The sequence below is a fragment of the Pseudomonas sp. ATCC 43928 genome (assembly GCF_005938665.2).
In the GTDB taxonomy this organism is placed as follows: Bacteria; Pseudomonadota; Gammaproteobacteria; order Pseudomonadales; family Pseudomonadaceae; genus Aquipseudomonas.
Genome location: NZ_CP041753.1, coordinates 78,842 through 99,176 on the forward strand (window position 1 = coordinate 78,842; position 20,335 = coordinate 99,176).

The following is a 20,335-nucleotide window of genomic DNA, read 5'->3' on the forward strand; positions in this document are numbered from 1 at the left end:
ACGATCAAGACCGCTGAGCGTTCGATGCGAGCAATTCCTTCAATATCGCCGCCGGGTCGGCTCGTCGTTGCTGACGATAATCACCGACATGGCGAACGAATAACGTCGCGCGCGTCACCAGGCTCTTGCCCAGTACCGGCTTGCGCTCCAACTCTTCCTTGATGCGTTGAAACTGCGCCTGGATCACGGCATCGGTGTAGCGCGTGCCAGTCGCCAGGTTGTCGATGTAGATCGCCACCGCGCCGTCCAGCGCGCTGCGGCCGTTGTCGATGGCCATGGCGAACAGCTTGGCGCTGGCCTCGTCCTTGGCGTCCACGGCCTGCTGGCGACTCTTCTGCAAATTGGTCAGGCGAATGTTGTAGTTGTTGACGGTCTCGGCCACCAGGGCCGCCGACTGGATCAGGTTGCCGGCCGCTTCCTCGCGCTGTTGGGCGATGAGCGAGACGTTGCGCTTGAGCTCTTCGTTGACCAGCCCCAACTCGGCTTGCAAACGCGGATCGACGCTGGCGGCAATGATGCTGTCCAGGCGTTTGGTCGGGTCCTGGGCGTCATCGATGGCATCGGTCAGCGAAGCCAGCCGACCTTCTTTCTGCCATTGGGCAAACAGTTCCTTGTAGCGCGAACGGGGTGCCGACAACGCGCCAACCGCGACCCGGAACCCGGTGGTTTCGTTGTTTTGCTCGGTGCCGTCGGCGGCGAACAGCGGGTACTCGCGGCGCATCCCGGTGAACAAGGTGCCCTCGCCTTCCAGGTAATTGCCGCCCTTGACCACGAAGCCACCGTAGGTGCCCTGGCGGCGTCCGGCGTGCACCAGCTGGAAGGACTCCTGGACCATTTCGGCGGCGTTGCCGATCACGTCGAACAAGCCAATGGGGTTTGGCAGTTTGGTACCGATCGGCATCAACCGCGCGGCCTGACCGGTGCCGCCGGCGACCTGATTGAAGACCGCCCAATCGGCCAGCGGTCCGTCGCTTTCGCTGCCGTCCAGGCGCCGGGGAAACAGGCGCCCTTCCAGGTCCTGACGGCTGACGGCCTGCCCGCCACGGGCAGCAAATTCCCATTCGACTTCGGTCGGCAAGCGCACAAAACCCAGCCCGCCCTCCTCTGCCGAGGTGCCGCGACCGCTCACCGGCAGCAGGTCCTTGTGGTATTTCATCAGCCAGGCGCTGTACACCGCCGAGAAGCGTTCCGCCTCGAATCGCGACAGCTTCACCTTGGGCAAACGCCCGGCCATGCCTTGCGGAATTTCAGCCTGCAACGCCTCGCAAGCCGGCGCCGGCTCGCCGCTGGCCAACGATTGCGCCTGGGCCATGACCTGCGCGTATTGGCGGGCGGTGACTTCGTATTTGCCGATGAAATAGAGCATCGGTTTGAGCGGGGTGTTGGCGTCGGTCTTGGGCATCAACGGGGTGATGCTTTTACTCCAGTCCTTGGGCAGATCCTTGAGGGTGAACTGGCCATTGATGAAGTCACGGCGATAACCGGAAATGAACGACTGCTGATAGCCGGCCTCGCCTTCGCTGAACGGGTAACCGAGGCTGATCTCGCGGTCGTCCAGACTGCCCTGGGCCAGGATGTAGACGTAACGGAACACCATCTGCCCTTCGCACGGCAGCGGCAGGCTGACGTCATCGGGCAACGGCTTGGGGTTGTCCAGCTTGTCGGTGCCTTCATCAGCCCAGACCATGCCGGCCAGGCTCAGCGCCACGGCGGCGCCCAGTAACTTATACATCTCGGATTCCTTCACACGCCTGGATACGCGCCACTCGCCAGCCACCACAGAGCGCCGCCACGGCACTGACGCCGAGCACTGCCGCCAGGGCCAACGCGTAGTGACGCGCCAGCAGATGGCTGGCGTACTCGCCCGGCATCTGCGCAAATAAATGGTTCAAGCCCGATTGCGCCAGGCCATACAGCCCGGCACTCAACAGGGCGGCAAGGCCGGCGCTGTACAGCGCCTGCACCACCACAAACAACAGCAACGCTGCCGTGGAAAACCCCAGCAAGCGCAGCACCGATAACACTCGACGCTTGCGCTCGACCGCTGCCAGCGCCCCGGCAAAAATCGCCGCGAACGCTCCCGCCACGGCCAATCCGGCGATGATCCAGAACACGATCGACAGGTTGCGGCTCAGCGATTGCACTTGGGCGATGGCCTGGGCCTGGGTCGAGACCAGCAGGTTCTGCGCAACGAAGTACTGGCGCAGCGGTTCGACATCCTTGAGGCTGCGGGCGTACAGGCGAAACGCCGGATATACCCGCTGCTCCGTCGCACCCACCGCATCACCTGGCCAATCGAACGCAGGCACGGCGCGGCCGTCCCGGTAATCTTCAGCCGCTTCCAGTAACGTCAACGGCGCGAACAATCCGTCCCGGGCGAAAGCTTCCAGCGGCAGAACCTGCAGCACCTGAACGCGAGTGCGCTGCGCCTCGCCACGACCGGCCACCTGCCGGCCAAAACCGGCCTGTAACCAATCACCGGCCTTGGCCCCGAGCTTTTCGGCGGCGGTCTGGCTGAGCAGCACCTGATCCAGCCCTTGGGGTACCGGCAGACTGCCGAGCAACGGATCGTTGGTGGCGGTGGGGATCATTTCCACAGTCACCGTCGAAGCGCCAGCGGTCAGATCCGCTGTCGCGGCAATCTGCCTGGTGCGCGGCAAGGCGAACGACACGTCGCCGCGCTGGCTCAACTGCTCGATAAACGCGGCACTGAACCGGCCGCCACCCAGGGGGATGATCTCCCGGGTGGCCGGGTCGTTTTCCAGGCGCTCGGTCAAACTGCTGACCAGGCCGAATTTCAAACCGAACAGCACCAGCAGCGGTGCGATCACCGCCACCAGCGCCAATACCGAGCAGGCCGACAGCCAGGCATCGTTGCGGTAATCCTGCCAGGCCAGGGAAGCCACCAGCGCGCCGCGCATCAGCAGGCCTCCCCAAGGGTGGCGGTGACACCGCCATCGACGTCGTCGCGATGACAACTGATGCGTCGCACCTGCAAACCGCTGGCGCGGGCCAGTGACTCGTCGTGGGTGGCAACGACGCAGCACACCCTGTGTTCACGAGCCTGGGTCACCAGTAACTGCATCACGCGTTCCGCATTCAGCGGATCGAGGGCAGCGGTCGGTTCATCGGCCAACAGCAGGCGCGGCCCATGGGCCAGGGCGCGGGCACAACTCACCCGTTGCCGTTGGCCGACGGACAAGTCGCACGGTCTTTTGCCCAGTTGATCGGTGATATCCAACGCCCCGGCCAGGCGATCCACGCTGCCGTCGTCTTTCAAGCCGAGCAGTTGGCGCGACAGGTCGATGTTGCCGCGCACGTCCAGAAAATCCAGCAGGCCACCGGTTTGCAGCACGTAGCCCAAGTGCCGGCTGCGCAGGTTCGCCAAGGCACTTTGCGCATCTGCGCGCCACAGCCCGGCAATGTCCGTCGTGGTTTGGCCGGACGCAAAATCAAACTGCCCGGCCTGATCCGGCGCCAGCACCAGCGCCAGCAAATCGAGCAACGTGCTTTTGCCGCAGCCACTGGGACCGACCACCGCCAGTTGTTCACCGGCACGCAGTTGCAGCCGTGGAATCACCAGGCTGTAGCGCTGGCTGCCGGCGCCCCGGCTTTTGTGCACTGCACTCATGTTCAGCATCACGGCAGCGTCGACAATGGAACGCGGTACAAGGCATCACCCGGTTCGGCATCGCCGAAACGCACCCAGTTGGCCAGGTCATTGTGGAAGGTTTCGTAGAGGCGGATTTTCGAGTCCAGCTCGTCGATAAAGTCCTCCTGCTCGGCCACGCTCAGGGAAAGCCACAAATCCTGGGTCATGTTCAGCGACTTGCTGCGATAAGGCAGTCCTTCCAGGTACTCCCCCAAAACCCCGCCATCGGCCAGATTGCCGCCCTTGCGCAAGGCCGAGGGATCTCGGCTCATATAGGCACTGGCACTGGCGATTTCCTGGAAGAAATTCTTCGGTGAGGTCTGGGTCTTGCGGGCGGCGTCGACGATCAGTTTCAGCGATTGCTGCAAGTCGTTGAGCTGCAGTTTGGTCAGCATCACGCACACCTGGAACGCCGGCAGTGCCGGGTTGGTCAGGTCTCGGTCGGCGGTCCAGGCGCTGACCAGTTGCGGCGCCTGGCTGGCGGCTTTTCGCCCCAGGAAGTCCATGTGCATCGCGTAGCCGATGGCCGCCGATTTGTCGGCCAGGCTCGGCGCAGCGCTCAGCAGCGGCACGGTTTGCGACTTGTTGCTGCGCACCTGATGCACCAGGTCGGCAAACACCGAACCGATCTCGTCCACCCGCTCACCGAACTTGCGCACATCGGCGCCCGGCACCGGGATGTACAGATCGCCGATCTGCGGGTTGGCGTCGGCGGTCAGGGTTCGATACTGACTTTGCGCACCGCCATGGGTTTTCTTGCCGGCATCGCTGAGCAGGTGCAAGGCGTATATTTTGATCTGTTTGCCCAATGCGGCCTGACGTACTTCGGCCTCGTTCATTTGCGTGGTGGCATACGGGTCGTTCTTGCGCAACGCACCGGCATCGGTGACCAACAGAATCAAGCGTCCGCCATAACCGGACCAGTCCATGCCCTCGACCGCTTCCATCACGCCGGCAAACGCATCTTCGTTGAACGAATGGCTCGAGACCGTGGACGCCTTGACCTGCCGCGCCAGGTCCATGAAGCGCTGTGGGTCGCGGCCCTGGTCCAGGGTGATCAAGGTTTTGGCGACGTATTCCAGGCCCGGGGTTTTCTGGATGCTGTTTCGAAACCCCACCAGGCCAAAGCTGACACTGTCCAGCTCGCCCCGCTCGGCGATGCGGGTTTGCAGTTGGTGCACCACGTCGCGGACCTGATCGATGTAGGGCTGCATAGACACCGTGGTGTCGACGACCAACACCACAGCGGTGCGAAATGCATCGACATTGGCGGCGCTGATCGGAGTGTTGCCGACAGTGGCCTTCGGTGCATTGCCGGGGTCGATGGACGCCACGTTCAGCAACTGCACCGGCTGGCCGTTTTCATCGAAGCTCTCGCGCGAATCAAAGATCGGCAACAGATAAAACTGGTTCTGCGGCACCGCGCTGGCGGCCGGTTCCAGGGCCAGTACCTGCTGATTGTCTTCACGGTTCTGCTGGGCCTTGAGCAACAGGTTTTTTGCAGCCGACGGATCGGCCAGCAGCCGCTCCACTTCGCCGGGCTGACGCAGGAACATCACCGGCGCACGACCGGAGCGTTCGGTGAACTTGAGCACCAGGCTTTGCTTCCAGTCGCTGACTTGTTCGGCTGGCAACCAGCCGTCACTGCGCCCGTCGGTGGCGGCGCCGACGCGTAGCCACGGGCTGCCGGCCACCTCTTGGCGCTGATAGACGTAAAGCACGGAAAACGCCGGCAAGGCCTTGTCAGGTACTGCCCCCGGTTCACTGGCGAGTTTCGCTCCCGGCTTGCTGAGCACCCGCTGGAACAAGGTTTTTTTGCCGGCCATCAGCAGCGGGCGCTGACCATTATCGACTTCTGTCGCCACAGGGGGGGTCACCGGTGGCGCCACGGCTGGTGGTGGTGTTTTGACTGGAGGCACTGAAGCCACTGGCACCTTGGCGTCCACCTCGACGTCACCGGACAGCCACCAATAACCCGCGCCGCCCAAGGCCAGCACCACGGCTACCGCAACAGCGGCAAGCGCGAACACCGGTCCCTTGCGCTGCTCCGAGGCCGGGGATTGCGGCGTCGACTTCGCCGTCGGCGCAACAGGCTTGGCTTGGGGTTGTGGCTGTGCAGGGCTCGTCGGAATGTCGATAGACACCGGCGTCAGTCCCGCCAGGTCATTGCCCACCGGAAGGGGCAACGGCCGGATCGTGGTCGCTTCAACCGATTCCCCGGGCAGATTATCCAGCGCCTGCAACAACGCCTTTGCATCCGGGAAACGCTCGGCCGGATCCTTGGCCAACAGCTTGCGCAGCACCTCTTGATAACGGCCGTGGTGCACCGGCAGCTCCGGCAGCGGTTCGGTCAAATGCGCCAGGGCCGTAGAGAGCGCGTCGTTGCCGGTGTACGGCAGTTTGCCGACGAGGATTTCGTAGAGCACCACGCCCAGGGCATAAAGATCGGCCCGGCCGTCAATGTCCTGGCCGCGCGCCTGTTCCGGGCTCATGTAGCTGGGCGTGCCGACGGCGAAACCCGCTTGGGTGAACTGGGTGCGGTCGTCCAGCGACTTGGCGATGCCGAAGTCCGAGAGCACCGCTGTGCCATCGGCGCGGAACAGAATGTTCGCCGGTTTGACGTCGCGATGAACCAGCCCCAGCCCATGGGCATAGCCCAGCGCCGAGGCGATCTGGCGGATGTAGATCAGGCCCTGCTCCGGCGTCAGGCCGGCGGCAATGCGCTCCTTGAGCGTGCCATTGGGCAGGTACTCCATAGCCATGTAATACAGCTCACCGACATTGCCGATGTCATGGATGGTGACCGTATGCGGGTGAGACAGGCGCGCCAGGGTTTTGCCTTCGCGCAGGAAGCGCTCGCAGAAACTCGGATCGGCTGCCAGCGCGGCGGCCATGACCTTCAACGCCACCTTGCGCTCCAGCGAGCGTTGGGTCGCCAGGTAAACGCTGGCCATGGCGCCCTCACCGATCTCACCGTCGATGTCGTAGCCCGGGATCAGAATGTTCGCGGTGAGGTTCATGAAGGCACCTTCACGACGATGACGGTGATGTTGTCCGGAGCGCCGCGCATCAGGCCCAGGGACACCAGGCTGCTGGCGATTTCCCCTGGCTCGTCGTGGCCCAGCACCTCGCGGATCTCATGATCTTCAACGGTTTTGTTCAGCCCGTCGCTGCACAACAGGTAACTGTCGCCGGGCTTCAACAGCAACTCGACCATCGCCAGTTCCAGCTGTGCCTGGACCCCGATGGCGCGGGTGACAATATTGGACCGCGGGTGCACCCGGGCTTCGGCTTCACTAAGCAGGCCGCTGTCCTGCAGATCCTGGACGTAACTGTGATCCCGCGAGATGCGTTTGAGTCGGCCGTCACGCAGGCGATACAAGCGGCTGTCACCCGCCCACAGACACACCCCACGCAAGTCACGCGCCGCCAGCACCACCACCGTGCTGCCCATCATGGTCACGCCGCGGTTGGCGGTTTCTTCACGCACGGCGGCGTTGACCCGCAGCAGGTCGGTTTTCAACGCCGCGACGTATTCATCCAGCGAACGGCCCACAGCAATGCTACGCAAACTGTCGACAATCAGACTGCTGACGTAGTCGCCCGCCGCGTGCCCGCCCATGCCATCGGCGACCACCCACAGGCCTTTTTGCGGCAGGTCCAGGCAAGCGTCTTCGTTAACCTGGCGGACCATGCCGACATGGCTTTTGCTTGCAGACTTGAGGGTCCTTCCCACGTTTGAACACATCTACACAACACCTTCTTGGCCGAGCAAAAATTGCGCAAAATCAGCGGCGGCCGGCAGGCCCTGGCACCGCAATAAACCGGGGGCGATGCGCTCCGAACCCTGGCCCCACCACACACTGGCCCCTTCGCAGGCCTGTTCGGCGAGGGCGATCATTCGCGCCTGCGGATCAGTGACATCAAAGCGGTGCAACCCGGCAAAACGGCCGCTCGGGGTGCGTCGCAGATAAGCCGGGCTGCCCAGCGCCTCCAGTCCTGCACCGAAGGCCTCGAAGCTTGCCTCCACGTTCAAGGTGCTCAACAGCAATTGCTCGACCTGTTCAAACCAGATATCCGAGCCGCCTATCACCGACGCAGGATCAGCGTCGTGATCCAGCAGCACCGCGACGGTCAGCGGAAAATACCGGCCAACCCGATCAATGCTCGGCATCACCACCCCCACGGCGGCCTGCGGCCCACACACACCGGGCGCAACCATAAAGCGCCACAGCGGACTGACCAGATAGGCATTCAGCCAACGGTCGCCAAGGCTCTGGCTGGCGAGCAACCCCGCTGCCAGCCACGAATCCCAAGGGCCGATAAAACTCTGCGGCAAGCCACGGCTGACAAAGTCCCCGCGACTGGCCAACTTTCCATAGAAGCCCGGCGTGCTCATAAGCGCTCCGGCAGGCTGAAACCGCTGAGCACACGGCTCTTGAACGGGTTGAAGGCGCTGTTGGCCCGTAGCTCATAAGAGGCACTGGCGCCGTCGACCCGCAGCCGCAGGTTGAAGCGGTCCGGCGAGTTGCCGGCGGTGAGGTCCGATTGCTCGAGCAGGCGGAACCAGGCCCAGGGCCCGTCCAGGGTGATGCCGGACCGACCGCTGGCCGTGGGCGGCATGATCGAGATCCGCACCACACCGATGCTGCCGGGGTTGGGCCATTGCATGGCGGTCGGACGGCTAGGTCCGTGGTCGTAGCTCAATTGCTGGCCGTCGAGGTCGAGCAAAAACTGGGTGATGGTGGAATCCATGGCCACGGGCTTGAGTTCGAAGCGCACCATCGGTTGGGTACCGCCGGAACGGAAAAACGCATCCCGGATGGTCGCTGCCCGCTGGAAGGTTTGCAGCACGCCCGGGGCGATGCCGAGCTTCTGCGCGGCGCCCGGTTGCCAGCGCCAGGCCTGGGTCGAGGTATCCACGTAGGGCTGCAGGTATTTGCGGAAGTAGTTGTCCATCACCCCGCCCACGCCGAAGAACTGACCGAAGTCGTCGAGAGTCGCGTCCCGTGCACTGCCTGGCGACATCGGATAACGCCCGGCCAGGGACTGGCGATAGATGTTCACCACTTCGCTGGTCCAGGCCGCGTTCAGTTGATTGCGTACTCCACCCATCATGCTGTTGGTGGTGGAGTTGACCACCGACTTGACCAGGCCCTGCACCAACGCCGGTTGACGCTCGGCGTTGAGGCTGACCCGCGTCGCCGCCGCTGCGGCCTGGTTCTTGGCTTCGCCAAGCAAGGCGTCGCCGCTGGCACCGACCATGGCGCTGACCTGCACATACAGGGCGTTCATGTCGGCCAGCAGGCCGTCGATGGCTGCCGGCTCGCCTTCGTTCTTGCTGACGATGCGGTTGAGTTCGGCAAAATGCGCGGTGACTGGATCGTCACTGGCCTCAGGCGTGTTTTGCATCGCCTGCTCCTGGCCGAGCAAAGTGCCCAAGCGCTCTTTGAGCTTGTCGACCCCGCCCTCCACCGGCGCGCCCTTGGCGGCCAGCACGCGTTCTTCCTGTTGCAGGTCGGTTTCCTTCGCCACCGCCACCAGCAGTTTTTTCAACGGCGAAGTCGGCCCGGAAATCACCCGCAGCACATCGGCGGCCTGGGCCACGCTGGTGATCGGCACGAAGTCGATATCAGCCAACAAGGCGTCCCACTGGCGCTGGTAATCCTGGAAATACAAACGGCGTACATCGGCAGCCAGGCTGGCGACGTTCTGTTGTTCTGCCTGATCGCGACCGAGCACCCACTGCTCCTCGGCCAGGGTGCCGGCCTGGTTCAGGCTGGTGAGCAAAAACCCTTGGCGGTAACCCTTGGCCGTGAAGAAGCCACTCAAGGGGTCGCCCAGCGGCTTGCCGCTCTTGCGGCTGAACACCAGCGCAGCATCGCGCCCGGCCGCTTCGTTAAGACGAAAGTCCGCAATGCCGTCCGGCAGTTTCTGCCGTTTGATCCGGTCGTAGACACGCTGGGCCACCGGCAGCTGTTGCAACTGCCGGCGTAAATCGTCGATCAGGCGTGGGTCGAGACGCGCAGTGGGCGGATGGCGTTCGAACAGCGCCTGCAAGTGCTCACCGAGGGCTACGCGCTGCTCGGCCGGTAAGTCGCGCGGCAGGCTGCGGTCCCAGTCCAGGGCGATCCATGCCTTGATGAAATCAGCATCGTAATGCTCGCTGTCGGCGAGCATCAGGTAGGCCTTCAAGCCTTCGTAAAGGAAGTCCGAATTGCCGCCGCCGTGCAGTTGCTCCTCGATACGCGTGAGCAAGCGCGGCGCGAAGACCGCGATCAACAGCTTGCGATAAACGCTGCCGGACTCGGCTTCAAGCATGTCGCCCTGATACAGACCCAAGCCTTCGGCCCAGTTCGGCGCATCATCGGCCAAGTGCTTCACTGCGTTGAGCAAGGGCAACACGGCGAGCACGTCCCGCTGCGCCGGGCTGAGGTTCTGCACGGTCTGGCCCAGGGGCACGACTTTCTGATCGACTTGCGCGATATACGCCTGATTGGCGCGGTAGCTGACCCACCACAAGGTCCCGACCACCAGCACCAAGGCTACGGTCGAGGCCAGCACGCCCTGGGCGATCCACTTGCGTCGACGTTCGACTTTCGGGTTGACCCCCACCAGTCCACGCTCGGCAAAGGCCACGGCGCTGAAGAGCTTTTCGATGAAGTAACTGCGCCCGGTGCCGTTCTGGCGCACCAGGTGCTGGCGGTCCAGGTTCATGCTCTGGGCCATGGAGCCGATCAGCCGGTCAATCGGGCTGCCTTCCTGGGTGCCGCTGGTGAAATACACCCCGCGCAACAGCGCCCGCTCTTCAAAGGCGTTGGGTTTGAACACGCCCTCAAGGAAGCTTTGCAGGCAATCCTTCAACGCGCCGAACTGCTGTGGAAAACCGTAGATCAGATCGCGTCGCGCCGGGTCGCGTTCCTGCTGCAAGCGCTCCACCAGCCGATCGTTCAGGCGTTGCTCCAGACCGGCGAATTCGCTTTGCAGATGGGCCAGCGGGCTGTCATTGCTTTTGCCGTCATCCAGAGCGAAGGTCATGCCCCAGACCTGGGCTCGCTCTTCCTTGCTCAGGGTGTCGAAATACTCCATGAACCCAGGCACCAGATCGAGCTTGGTCAGCATCAGGTAGATCGGGAAGCGCACGCCCAGTTGGGCGTACAGCTCCTGAATGCGCAGGCGTATCGCAGCGGCATGGGCGGCGCGTTCGGAGTCGCTGCCCAGCAACAGGTCGGAGAGGCTGATGGCGATAAATGCACCGTCGATCGGGCGACGGGCCCGCTGTTTTTTCAACAGACCCAGAAAGCCCAGCCATGCGGCCTTGTCGACCGTCGCGTCGCTGTCCTGAGTGGTGTAGCGGCCTGCGGTGTCGAGCAGCACAGCCTGGTCGGTAAACCACCAATCACAATTGCGCGTACCGCCGACGCCGCGCACCGCACCGGCGCCCAACTGCGCGGCCAACGGAAAATGCAGACCGGAGTTGACCAGCGCCGTGGTCTTGCCCGAACCCGGCGGGCCGATGATCACGTACCACGGCAATTCGTAGAGATTGCGTCGTTCGTCGCCGCCCAGCTTGGCTTTCTTCAACAGCGTCAGGGCTTCGTCCATGCGCTGGCGCAGGGTTTCGAGCTCTTCGGCCGTAGCGATGCTGGTCGGGTCCGGCGGGGTTTGCGCCGCCAGGCTGCGCATGACTTCGGCGGCCTGACGGCGGGCCTGGATGATGCGAAACACTCGATAGGCGATCCACACCGCGAATACCAGAATGATCAGCGTCCAGCGCCGGCCTTCGGGCACCAGGAGTTCAAGCAGCGGCCCGACAAACCAGATGATCAGGCTCAGGGCGATCAGCCCCAGCAACGGAATGACCCAGCGGGTCATAAAACTGAAAAACGCCTTCACTCGACCCCCTCCGCCAACACTGTGATTTCGACCCGACGATTGCGTGCGCGGCCCTCGGTCGTAGCGTTCGAGGCCAACGGTTCGGTGTCGCTGCGGCCTTCGGCGCTGAAGCGCTCGGGCTGGCCGGTCTTGGCCGAAAGGATTTGCAGCACCGAAGTGGCCCGCGCCTCGGACAACGCCCAGTTCGATGGAAACCTCAAGGTGGCAATCGGGCGATTGTCACTGTGACCGGTCACCCGGACCTGGCCCTTGACCTTGCGAATGGCATCGGCGATGCGCAGCATCAGCGGCTGGAAATTGTCGACGATACTGGCGCTGCCCGAGGCGAACAGCTCATCGCCACGGATAGTCACCACTGAACGGTCAACGGCATCTTCCACGGCCACCCGGCCGGCCTTGATTTCATCAGCGAGAAAACCGGCCAAGCGTGGCCGCTCGACCAGTTTCGGCTGCACCACCGGACGGTCGATGGCCTGCACCGGGATCTCGCCCAGCGCATGAATGTTTTTAAACACCGGCTCGGCATCGGCGGCCAGTTTCAAGCGCAGGCCGAACACCAGGGCCAGCAGCAACGCCACACCGATGGCCACCGCGATCCATGGCGGCATGAATTGCGCCAGTCGATCGCGCGCCACGGTCACGCCGCGCCAATGGGGCGACAGTTCACGCTCATATTCGCCACGGGCGCTGCGGATAACCGCACTGGTGCGCTCACGCAACGCCTCCAGTTGGCTGCGACCATCATTCATGACCCGATAACGCCCTTCGAAACCCAGGCACATGCACAGGTACAACAGCTCCAACAGATACAAACGTTCGCGGGGGCTTTGCAGGCAATGTTCCAATAGCTGGAACACCTTCTCGCCGCCCCAGGCCTCGTTGTGCACGGTGATCAGCAGGCTCTGCTTGCCCCAGTCGCCGGTGCCACCCCACGGCGTACTCAACACCGCTTCATCCAGGGCGGTGCACAAGGCGTAACGGGCCAGCAACACATCGTTGCGCACCACGCCGGCGGCCTCGGCGCGCTCCTCGAACTGGCGCAGGTAGGCCAGTAGTTGCGCCCGCAGACTCGCCGGTGCCGGGTGGGCAATGGTGTTGCGCAAGCGGGTCAGCAAAGCCAGCAGCGGGCCCGCGGCGCTCTCCAGGGGGTTGAGACCTTCGGCTTTGCCGGTCAACAGCGGCGCGGCCGGCATCGACAGTGGCGCGGGCTGGGCGCGGCCAGGGTCCGGGCGGGCCGGCTCGGCGCCACGGCCACCGGGTGTCGGCATGAACTGGGTACGATCGTCGTTATTCATCGCGGTTTATCCTCGGATCGCCCAGAAAGCCAGGTTCAACCCCGGGAACTGACCCGCGATGTGGAACGCAAAACCGCCGGAGTTGGCCAGTTGTTGCCAATGCTCGCTGCCCCGGTCGAGTTCGTAATAGGTGGAGCCGGCGTGATAGGGAATCTGCCGTGGCGCCACCGGCAGCGGCAGCAGACCGATGCCCGGCAATTGCAGGTTGACCATGTCGCGAATGTGTTCCACCGAGCCGATTTTGCTCTGCAGGCCGAAGCGGCTGCGCAGGGTCTCGGCAGGTACATCGGCGCGCACCACCAGAATAAAACTGGCGTTGTCGAGCAGGGTCTTGTCAGCCAGCATGGCCACATGAATGCCATAGGCTTTTTCGACGATCGGAATCGGCGTGGCCTTGCTGTCGATCAGCATCGACAGCGCTTCACGCAGGGCTTGCATCACCGGCGCAAAGCTCAGCGCGAGGTCATCATGCTGGTACTGCGGGAATTCCTGCGGTCGCCGCCCGGAAGCGGTAAAAGTCGAGAATTCCCCGGCCAGGCTCACCAACTCGCTGTAGAAGCGCTCGGGATGCAAAGGGCTCAAGTGGCTCAAGTGCTGGATCAACGGCTGAGCACGGTTGACCAGTTGCAGCAGCATGAAGTCGGCAATCTCCGAAGCACCGCCGGCACCGGACGCCACCACCCGCCCAGCGAGCGCTTCGCCGCGTTGATGAAGCAGGCCCAGTAGCTCGTTGCGAAACGCAGCCAAGGGCGTGGAGGCGACCACATCCAGCAGCGGCGGGATGTAAGTGTCATCGAGCACCAAGGCGCGGTCGGCGCGTTTCTCCTTGATTCGCACCAGGCCGATGGCCGCGTAGTCGCTGATGCCATCCCGGGCGACCAATAATCGCAGTGCCCTCGCCCCCACGGCCACCGGGGCCTGGTTTTCGAACGGCGCGTTGTCGTCCCGCACTTCGCGCACCTGACTCACATAGCGCGCAGCGCCCAGGGCCTCGCCTTCGTCAACGGTGTCACGCGCGCCGGCGCGCTTGAGCGGCAAGGCCAGGTACACCAAACCATCGCGCAGGTTGTCATCGATATTCAGCGGGCTCGGCGCCAGATCATCCTGGGGAATGTTGAATGGCGTGCCGTCTGGCAACAGGCCCCGCGCCGAGATGATCGCCAGTTTGCCCTGGGCCAGCAGGCCCTGGTCGATCAGCAACTCAGAAAACCCCCAGGCACCGGCCGACAATGGGCGACTCCGGGCGTCGATGAGATTCTCCAGGTAACGGTCATGCTGCTGGAAGTGCTGCGTTCCAATGAACATGCCTTCCGACCAGACCACGCGATTGTTCCAGGACATGGGGGGCTCCGATTGTTTATTGGGCAGGGCTGGATGGGGGAACCGCGACGGCGCTGCGCACGGCTCGCACGTCGAGGCTGATCTGGTATTCGGTGTATTGGCGCGGCGGGACGTTCATCACCGTGCGCCACAGCGACTGATCCAGCTCGCGATACCCCACCAGCACGCCGATATGGCGGGTGGCCGGATCGAGGTCACGCTGCAGACTCAACTGCTGGCCAGGCTGGATCAGCACTTCGTCCTGGTCGATCAGATCCGCACCGAGCGTCGCCTGGGCTCGTTCGGCCAGTGCGAAATAATCGGAACGACCGAAGGTGGCAGCATTCTTCAATTCGAAAATGCGCACCCGGACCGGGGCCGGCTGCCCAGTGGCTCCGGGGTTGAGCCCGGCGATGGCGTGAAAGTGCAACTCGACGGCGGCCGTGTCGGCCTCAGCCTCTTCGGGCTGGGGTTTGGTGGCCTCCTTGGCACACGCGGTCAGCAGAAGCGCGGTGGCGACTGCGAGTAAAAACCTGTGAATCATCCTGCGTCCTCAATGACGTTTCAGCTATCCGTTGTTCCGTTCTTTGCTCTGAATGCCGTTATGCAACGGCCACGCTCAGCGGCGGCGTTGCCTGGTACTGTGTTCTTCGTAGGCACGGCTGAATTCCCGACCGAACAGGTCCTGGAAATCCTCCTGGGCCTCACGGGAAATATTGCTGTAGAGCTCGGTGAACTGCTGCCAGTACTGGGCCTGTCGTGAACCATTGAAAATGCTCGACAGGCCAGCGGGCTTGCCCATGCGCTCTTCCAGTTGTGCCGGCTCGAAACGCGACAGCAGATGCTTGATCGCCGCTTCCACACCGGCCATCACCGCCAACTGGTGGGCACGCAAGTCATCGAAGCTGTCGCGCACCGCCAGGTCCGGCGCCATGAACGCCTGATTGGTGTGGCGCAACAGCAGCAGCAAGGCCTCATCGACGTTGGGAGCGAATTTCAGCGGGTTGTTTTCCACCGGCTGAATCATCGTCTGCTGAATGCGAAACTCGCCCTTGAGGCTGCTGCGGGCGCGCAAGACATCGATCAGGCCTTCGACCATCAATCGATAACTGCGGCCGATGTTTTCCATCTGCGCTTCGGCCTGGGCCTTTTCCAGGCGCACTTGATCCAGCCCGGCGCCGCGCAGAAAGGCTCGTAACAGGTCGGGTTGCGAATGGTCGACCGGGCTGACCGGATTGACCGGGGGCTCAACGATAGCCACGGGCGGTTCGCGCAGGGGTGCCGGCTCGATCGGCACGCTGATTTGAGGTACGGGTGGTGGCGCAACTTCTGCAACAGGCAAGGGGGCGACAGGCAGGGGGGCAACCGCCACCGGCGCGGGCTTGTCGCTGAACAGGTCCCAATCTTCCGGAATCACCGGCGCTGGGGCTGGGGCTGGGGCCGACGCCAGCGGCACAGGCTCGGCCATGGGCGTCGGGTTGGGGATCGGGGTCGGTGGGCGGAAATCGTGCTGCTCAGCCGGAACATGGTCGGACTGAGTGGCTGGCGGGATGCTGCTCGGTGCCAGAAAGTCGAACAAGTCCGGCAGCGTGTCCATGGCCGACACACCCTGGAAATGTGCAGGTGGTGTCATGGGCGACGATGTCGGCGTAGCCACGCCGGCGCCCTGACGCCCCATCAGAGCCTCGAAGCTGTTGGACGAATCGGCAAAAGGGTTGTTGTCAGTCACCGGCAGATTGAAATCGATGCGCGCCTGGATTTCATAATCACCTATGCGGATAACTTCCCCATCTTGCAATGGCTCGCTGTTTCCTTTGCGCAGACGAATGCCGGCCTTAACCAATTCCACACCATTAGTGCTGTTATCGGTTAAATAATACCGGCCATCTTTATATTGAATAACGCAATGCTTTCCGGAAACCAAGCGCTCTGGATCGGGCAATACCCAGTCATTATCAGAATTACGGCCAATTGCCATTACTCCCTGATCCATGGATTTTTCAGAGCATTGACCAGGGGTAATCTTGTGATAACTAGTGATAGTCAAACACAGCGGCATCTTGCCTCCTTGCTGCACACTTTGCGCGCCGGCGAATGAAGGGATCAATCCCCGCGAAGCTCGCCGACAAACCTTGCAAACAACCTAAAAAACAGCTTTTTACCAGCACATTTGCTGATCTTAACCGGTTTACGTGACAAAAAATCTGCGTCAGTACCTTCTTGGACCTACCGGTCGCGAGGGTTGTTAAGCACCTCACATCTGTCACACAGGAGAAATAGCTTACCTTGACAAGCCATAAGTACTACACCAAAAATGAACAACTTTCTTGAATACAGTGATGGCACTTTAAGATCACAGAGGATCCAAAGGGCCATTACACACAAGGAAACATGCGAAGTTCCACTTGGAACTAACGTGTGAACTGCCCGTTTCTGTCGCGGGCGATAGGGAGATCAATTTCAGTGGAAGTGCCTTTGCTGCTCGCCGCCGTTTCCGCGACTTCGCCTTGTGGCGAAGATCTGGAATACGACGCTGACTTTTTGCGCCTGGAACGCGATTCCCAAGGCCAGCCCGAGCGCAGCATGGGCGATTCGATATTGCCTGCCGAACCGCCTGAATGGCGCAGCATCCAGCAGCAAAGCCTGGATTTGTTGCAACGCAGCAAAGACCTGCGTATCACCCATTTCCTTTTGCAAAGCTCCCTTGCCCTGGAAGGTGTCCCCGGCCTGGCCCGCGTCCTGACGCTGATCAGCGAATTGCTCAAGCAATACTGGGCCGACCTGCATCCACGCCTGGATGCCGAAGACGACAACGATCCCACCGTGCGCATCAATGCCCTCGCCGGCCTGGCGTCCGATGCCACCATTCGCCTGCTGCGCGAAAGTATCCTGGCCCGTTCGCGAACCTTTGGCGCTGTCAGCCTGCGCGCCGCCGCCAACGCCAGCGGTCTGCAAAGCTTCCCTGACGAAAACCTCGGCGCCGAACAACTCGCCGGAGCGTTCCTCGACAGCGATCCCGAACAGTTGGACATCATCCGCAAAGCCTTGCACGAGGCCCGTAGCGCCGCCGAGACCATCGAGCAACACGTCAGCGAACAAGTCGGCTCCGCCCAGGGCGTTGACCTTGGCCCATTGAAGCAACCGCTCAAAATGGCCTTGCAGATTCTCGGCCAGTTCGCCCCGCAGAGCGGCGACAGCCCCCAGCCCGATGCCATCAGCGACGACAGTGCCGCGCCGGTTGAATACCCCACCGCGCCAAGCGCGCCGCGCAACGCCAACGCCAGCAGCGGCGAAATCAACAACCGTGACGACGTGCTGCGCAGCCTGGACCGGATTCTTGCGTATTACACCCGTCACGAGCCCTCCAGCCCCCTGCCGGTGCTGTTGAATCGGGCAAAGAATCTGGTGCACGCCGACTTCGCGGCGATCGTGCGCAACCTGATTCCCGACGGCATCAGCCAATTTGAAAACCTGCGCGGACCAGACAGCGAATAAAAAGCGTACGGATCACGCAGTCACGTCACCGGCACCGCCGATGACGCCAACACCGTCGCTTGAGCGACCAGGAGCAGCAACGTGGCGAAGCAAAGTTCTCAGAAATTCATCGCGCGCAACCGTGCGCCTCGAGTGCAGATCGAGTACGACGTCGAGCTTTACGGCGCCGAGAAAAAGGTCCAGTTGCCCTTCGTAATGGGCGTTATGGCTGACCTCGCCGGCAAGCCCGCCGAGCCTCTGGCACCTGTGGCCGATCGCAAGTTCCTTGAAGTGGATGTGGACAACTTCGACTCCCGCCTCAAGGCCATGCAGCCACGCGTTGCGTTCCACGTGCCCAACGAGCTGACCGGCGAAGGCAACCTGAGCCTGGACATCACCTTTGAAAGCATGGACGACTTCAGCCCGGCCGCCGTGGCGCGCAAAGTCGACTCGCTAAACAAGCTGCTCGAAGCGCGCACTCAATTGGCCAACCTGCTGACCTACATGGACGGCAAGACCGGTGCCGAAGAAATCATCATGAAGGCCATCAAGGATCCGGCGCTGCTCCAGGCACTTGCCAGTGCGCCCAAGCCCGCCGAGCCTCAGGCTTAATCAGGACGAATGATCATGACCGATCCAGTACGCGCAAGCGCCCAGACACTGGGCACCACCGAAGAAGCCAGCGAGTTCGCCTCCCTGCTGCTGCAAGAATTCAAACCCAAGACCGAACGCGCCCGTGAAGCCGTCGAGACCGCCGTGCGCACCCTGGCCGAACAGGCCCTGGCGCAGACCGACCTGGTGTCCAACGACGCCATCAAGTCGATTGAGTCGATCATCGCCGCCATCGACGCCAAGCTCACCGCCCAGGTCAACCAGGTCATCCATCACCCGGAGTTCCAGCAACTGGAAAGCGCCTGGCGTGGCTTGCACTACCTGGTCAACAACACCGAGAGCGACGAGCAGCTCAAGATCCGCGTGCTCAACATCTCCAAGACCGACCTGCACAAGACCCTGAAGAAATTCAAGGGCACCGCATGGGACCAGAGCCCGATCTTCAAAAAGATGTACGAAGAAGAATACGGCCAGTTCGGCGGCGAACCTTACGGCTGCCTGGTGGGCGATTACTACTTCGACCAGTCGCCGCCGGATGTCGAATTGCTGGGCGAACTGTCGAAAGTCTGCGCCGCCATGCACGCGCCATTCATTGCCGCCGCATCGCCGACCGTGATGGGCATGGGCTCGTGGCAGGAACTGTCGAACCCGCGCGATCTGACCAAAATCTTCACCACCCCGGAATATGCCGGCTGGCGCTCGCTGCGTGAATCGGAAGACTCGCGTTACATCGGCCTGACCATGCCGCGCTTCCTGGCACGCCTGCCGTACGGTGCCAAGACCGACCCGGTGGAAGCCTTCGCCTTCGAAGAAAACACCGACGGCGCCGACAGCTCCAAGTACACCTGGGCCAACGCCGCTTACGCGATGGCGGTGAACATCAACCGCTCGTTCAAACACTTTGGCTGGTGCTCGCGCATTCGTGGCGTGGAGTCTGGTGGTGAAGTGGAGAACCTGCCGGCGCACACCTTCCCGACCGACGACGGTGGCGTGGACATGAAGTGCCCGACCGAAATCGCCATTTCGGACCGCCGTGAAGCGGAACTGGCGAAGAACGGTTTCATGCCGCTGCTGCACAAGAAAAACACCGACTTCGCCGCGTTCATCGGCGCCCAGTCGCTGCAAAAGCCGGCCGAGTACGACGACCCGGATGCTACCGCCAACGCCAACCTGGCTGCGCGCCTGCCCTACCTGTTCGCCACCTGCCGTTTCGCCCATTACTTGAAGTGCATCGTGCGCGACAAGATCGGCTCCTTCAAAGAGAAGGACGAAATGCAGCGCTGGTTGCAGGACTGGATCCTCAACTACGTCGACGGTGACCCAGCGCACTCCACCGAAACCACCAAGGCCCAGCACCCATTGGCGGCGGCCGAAGTGATTGTCGAAGAGGTGGAAGGCAACCCGGGGTATTACAACTCCCGGTTCTACCTGCGCCCGCACTATCAGCTCGAAGGTCTGACTGTGTCACTGCGCCTGGTATCCAAGCTGCCTTCGGCCAAAGGCGCGTAACACCGCCCTTGATGTGATCGTCCCCACGCTCAGCGTGGGAACGATCAGAAAAACACAACGTGGTAGACACCACACAGGGAGAGAACATGGCTGTTGATATTTTCATCAAGATCGGCGACATCAAGGGCGAGTCCATGGACAAGGCCCACAAGGACGAAATCGACGTCTTGAACTGGAGCTGGGGCATGTCTCAGTCCGGCAATATGCACGTGGGCGGCGGCGGCGGAGCCGGCAAGGTGAACGTCCAGGACCTGTCGCTGACCAAGTACGTCGACAAGGCTACACCCAACCTGATGATGCACTGCGCCAGCGGCAAGCACATCGACAAGGTCAAGCTGACCGTGCGCAAGGCCGGCGGCGAAAGCCAGGTCGAGTACATGATCATCAACCTGGAAGAAGTGCTGATCAGTTCCCTGAGCACCGGCGGCTCGGGCAGCGATGATCGTCTGACTGAAAACGTCACCCTGAACTTCGCCAAGGTGCTGGTGGACTACCAGCCGCAAAAAGCCGACGGCACCAAGGAAGGCGGGCCGATCAAGTTCGGCTGGAACATCCGCCAGAACGTCAAGGTGTAATC

The 20,335-nt window shown here is 62.4% G+C and carries 15 protein-coding genes; 4 read left to right on the top strand and 11 right to left on the bottom strand.

The window, feature by feature from the left end; genetic code table 11:
• Positions 1 to 4: 4 nt before the first annotated feature.
• From FFH90_RS00390 to tagH, 11 genes are all read right to left on the bottom strand, one after another.
• A complete protein-coding gene (locus FFH90_RS00390; protein WP_019650066.1) occupies positions 5 to 1,732 on the bottom strand; it encodes an SUMF1/EgtB/PvdO family nonheme iron enzyme in 1,728 nt (575 codons plus the stop codon).
• A complete protein-coding gene (locus FFH90_RS00395; RefSeq protein ID WP_138866521.1) occupies positions 1,725 to 2,921 on the bottom strand; it encodes an ABC transporter permease in 1,197 nt (398 codons plus the stop codon). The genes FFH90_RS00390 and FFH90_RS00395 overlap by 8 nt, the downstream gene beginning before the upstream one ends.
• Positions 2,921 to 3,640, bottom strand: coding sequence for an ABC transporter ATP-binding protein (locus FFH90_RS00400; protein ID WP_138866522.1), 720 nt, complete (start codon positions 3,638 to 3,640; stop codon positions 2,921 to 2,923). Before FFH90_RS00400 ends, FFH90_RS00395 begins: the two co-directional genes overlap by 1 nt.
• Positions 3,640 to 6,672, bottom strand: a complete 3,033-nt coding sequence (locus FFH90_RS00405) for a serine/threonine-protein kinase (protein WP_138866523.1) — start codon at positions 6,670 to 6,672, stop codon at positions 3,640 to 3,642. Before FFH90_RS00405 ends, FFH90_RS00400 begins: the two co-directional genes overlap by 1 nt.
• Positions 6,669 to 7,388 carry a PP2C family serine/threonine-protein phosphatase gene (locus FFH90_RS00410; protein ID WP_168206193.1) on the bottom strand — a complete coding sequence of 240 codons (720 nt, stop codon included), beginning with the start codon at positions 7,386 to 7,388 and terminating at the stop codon, positions 6,669 to 6,671. The genes FFH90_RS00405 and FFH90_RS00410 overlap by 4 nt, the downstream gene beginning before the upstream one ends.
• A gap of 12 nt (positions 7,389 to 7,400) precedes the next feature.
• Positions 7,401 to 8,051, bottom strand: coding sequence for a type VI secretion system-associated protein TagF (gene tagF / locus FFH90_RS00415; protein WP_064621130.1), 651 nt, complete (start codon positions 8,049 to 8,051; stop codon positions 7,401 to 7,403).
• A complete protein-coding gene (gene tssM / locus FFH90_RS00420) occupies positions 8,048 to 11,548 on the bottom strand; it encodes a type VI secretion system membrane subunit TssM (RefSeq protein ID WP_138866524.1) in 3,501 nt (1,166 codons plus the stop codon). Before tssM ends, tagF begins: the two co-directional genes overlap by 4 nt.
• Positions 11,545 to 12,843, bottom strand: a complete 1,299-nt coding sequence (locus FFH90_RS00425) for a DotU family type VI secretion system protein (RefSeq protein ID WP_018927422.1) — start codon at positions 12,841 to 12,843, stop codon at positions 11,545 to 11,547. Before FFH90_RS00425 ends, tssM begins: the two co-directional genes overlap by 4 nt.
• A gap of 6 nt (positions 12,844 to 12,849) precedes the next feature.
• The gene (gene tssK / locus FFH90_RS00430) at positions 12,850 to 14,184 is read right to left on the bottom strand and encodes a type VI secretion system baseplate subunit TssK (protein ID WP_138866525.1); all 1,335 of its coding nucleotides are present in this window, start codon (positions 14,182 to 14,184) and stop codon (positions 12,850 to 12,852) included.
• A gap of 16 nt (positions 14,185 to 14,200) precedes the next feature.
• Positions 14,201 to 14,707: a type VI secretion system lipoprotein TssJ gene (gene tssJ / locus FFH90_RS00435; protein WP_018927420.1), complete on the bottom strand. Its 507-nt coding sequence runs from the start codon at positions 14,705 to 14,707 to the stop codon at positions 14,201 to 14,203.
• Between the two features lie 75 nt (positions 14,708 to 14,782).
• Complete coding sequence (gene tagH, locus FFH90_RS00440; protein WP_138866526.1) at positions 14,783 to 16,222, bottom strand: type VI secretion system-associated FHA domain protein TagH; 1,440 nt, start codon at positions 16,220 to 16,222, stop codon at positions 14,783 to 14,785.
• 404 nt (positions 16,223 to 16,626) lie between these two features.
• Here tagH and tssA point away from each other — a divergent pair, with 404 nt between their 5' ends.
• The 4 genes from tssA (at position 16,627) to FFH90_RS00460 (ending at position 20,333) form a co-directional block, all read left to right on the top strand.
• Positions 16,627 to 17,658, top strand: coding sequence for a type VI secretion system protein TssA (gene tssA / locus FFH90_RS00445; RefSeq protein ID WP_064621133.1), 1,032 nt, complete (start codon positions 16,627 to 16,629; stop codon positions 17,656 to 17,658).
• An 81-nt stretch (positions 17,659 to 17,739) separates the two neighbouring features.
• Positions 17,740 to 18,249: a type VI secretion system contractile sheath small subunit gene (gene tssB, locus FFH90_RS00450; protein WP_007894500.1), complete on the top strand. Its 510-nt coding sequence runs from the start codon at positions 17,740 to 17,742 to the stop codon at positions 18,247 to 18,249.
• A 15-nt stretch (positions 18,250 to 18,264) separates the two neighbouring features.
• The gene (gene tssC / locus FFH90_RS00455) at positions 18,265 to 19,758 is read left to right on the top strand and encodes a type VI secretion system contractile sheath large subunit (RefSeq protein ID WP_018927417.1); all 1,494 of its coding nucleotides are present in this window, start codon (positions 18,265 to 18,267) and stop codon (positions 19,756 to 19,758) included.
• A gap of 86 nt (positions 19,759 to 19,844) precedes the next feature.
• The gene (locus tag FFH90_RS00460; RefSeq protein ID WP_018927416.1) at positions 19,845 to 20,333 is read left to right on the top strand and encodes a type VI secretion system tube protein Hcp; all 489 of its coding nucleotides are present in this window, start codon (positions 19,845 to 19,847) and stop codon (positions 20,331 to 20,333) included.
• The last annotated feature ends 2 nt before the right edge of the window (positions 20,334 to 20,335 follow it).

What these genes read in the sequence shown, in the direction of transcription:
- FFH90_RS00390 (WP_019650066.1), bottom strand. Translation starts at nt 1,732, where the DNA reads ATGTATAAGTTACTGGGCGCCGCCGTGGCGCTGAGCCTGGCCGGCATG.
- FFH90_RS00395 (WP_138866521.1), bottom strand. Translation starts at nt 2,921, where the DNA reads ATGCGCGGCGCGCTGGTGGCTTCCCTGGCCTGGCAGGATTACCGCAAC.
- FFH90_RS00400 (WP_138866522.1), bottom strand. Translation starts at nt 3,640, where the DNA reads ATGCTGAACATGAGTGCAGTGCACAAAAGCCGGGGCGCCGGCAGCCAG.
- FFH90_RS00405 (WP_138866523.1), bottom strand. Translation starts at nt 6,672, where the DNA reads ATGAACCTCACCGCGAACATTCTGATCCCGGGCTACGACATCGACGGT.
- tagF (WP_064621130.1), bottom strand. Translation starts at nt 8,051, where the DNA reads ATGAGCACGCCGGGCTTCTATGGAAAGTTGGCCAGTCGCGGGGACTTT.
- FFH90_RS00425 (WP_018927422.1), bottom strand. Translation starts at nt 12,843, where the DNA reads ATGAATAACGACGATCGTACCCAGTTCATGCCGACACCCGGTGGCCGT.
- tssK (WP_138866525.1), bottom strand. Translation starts at nt 14,184, where the DNA reads ATGTCCTGGAACAATCGCGTGGTCTGGTCGGAAGGCATGTTCATTGGA.
- tssJ (WP_018927420.1), bottom strand. Translation starts at nt 14,707, where the DNA reads ATGATTCACAGGTTTTTACTCGCAGTCGCCACCGCGCTTCTGCTGACC.
- tagH (WP_138866526.1), bottom strand. Translation starts at nt 16,222, where the DNA reads ATGCCGCTGTGTTTGACTATCACTAGTTATCACAAGATTACCCCTGGT.
- tssC (WP_018927417.1), top strand. Translation starts at nt 18,265, where the DNA reads ATGACCGATCCAGTACGCGCAAGCGCCCAGACACTGGGCACCACCGAA.
- FFH90_RS00460 (WP_018927416.1), top strand. Translation starts at nt 19,845, where the DNA reads ATGGCTGTTGATATTTTCATCAAGATCGGCGACATCAAGGGCGAGTCC.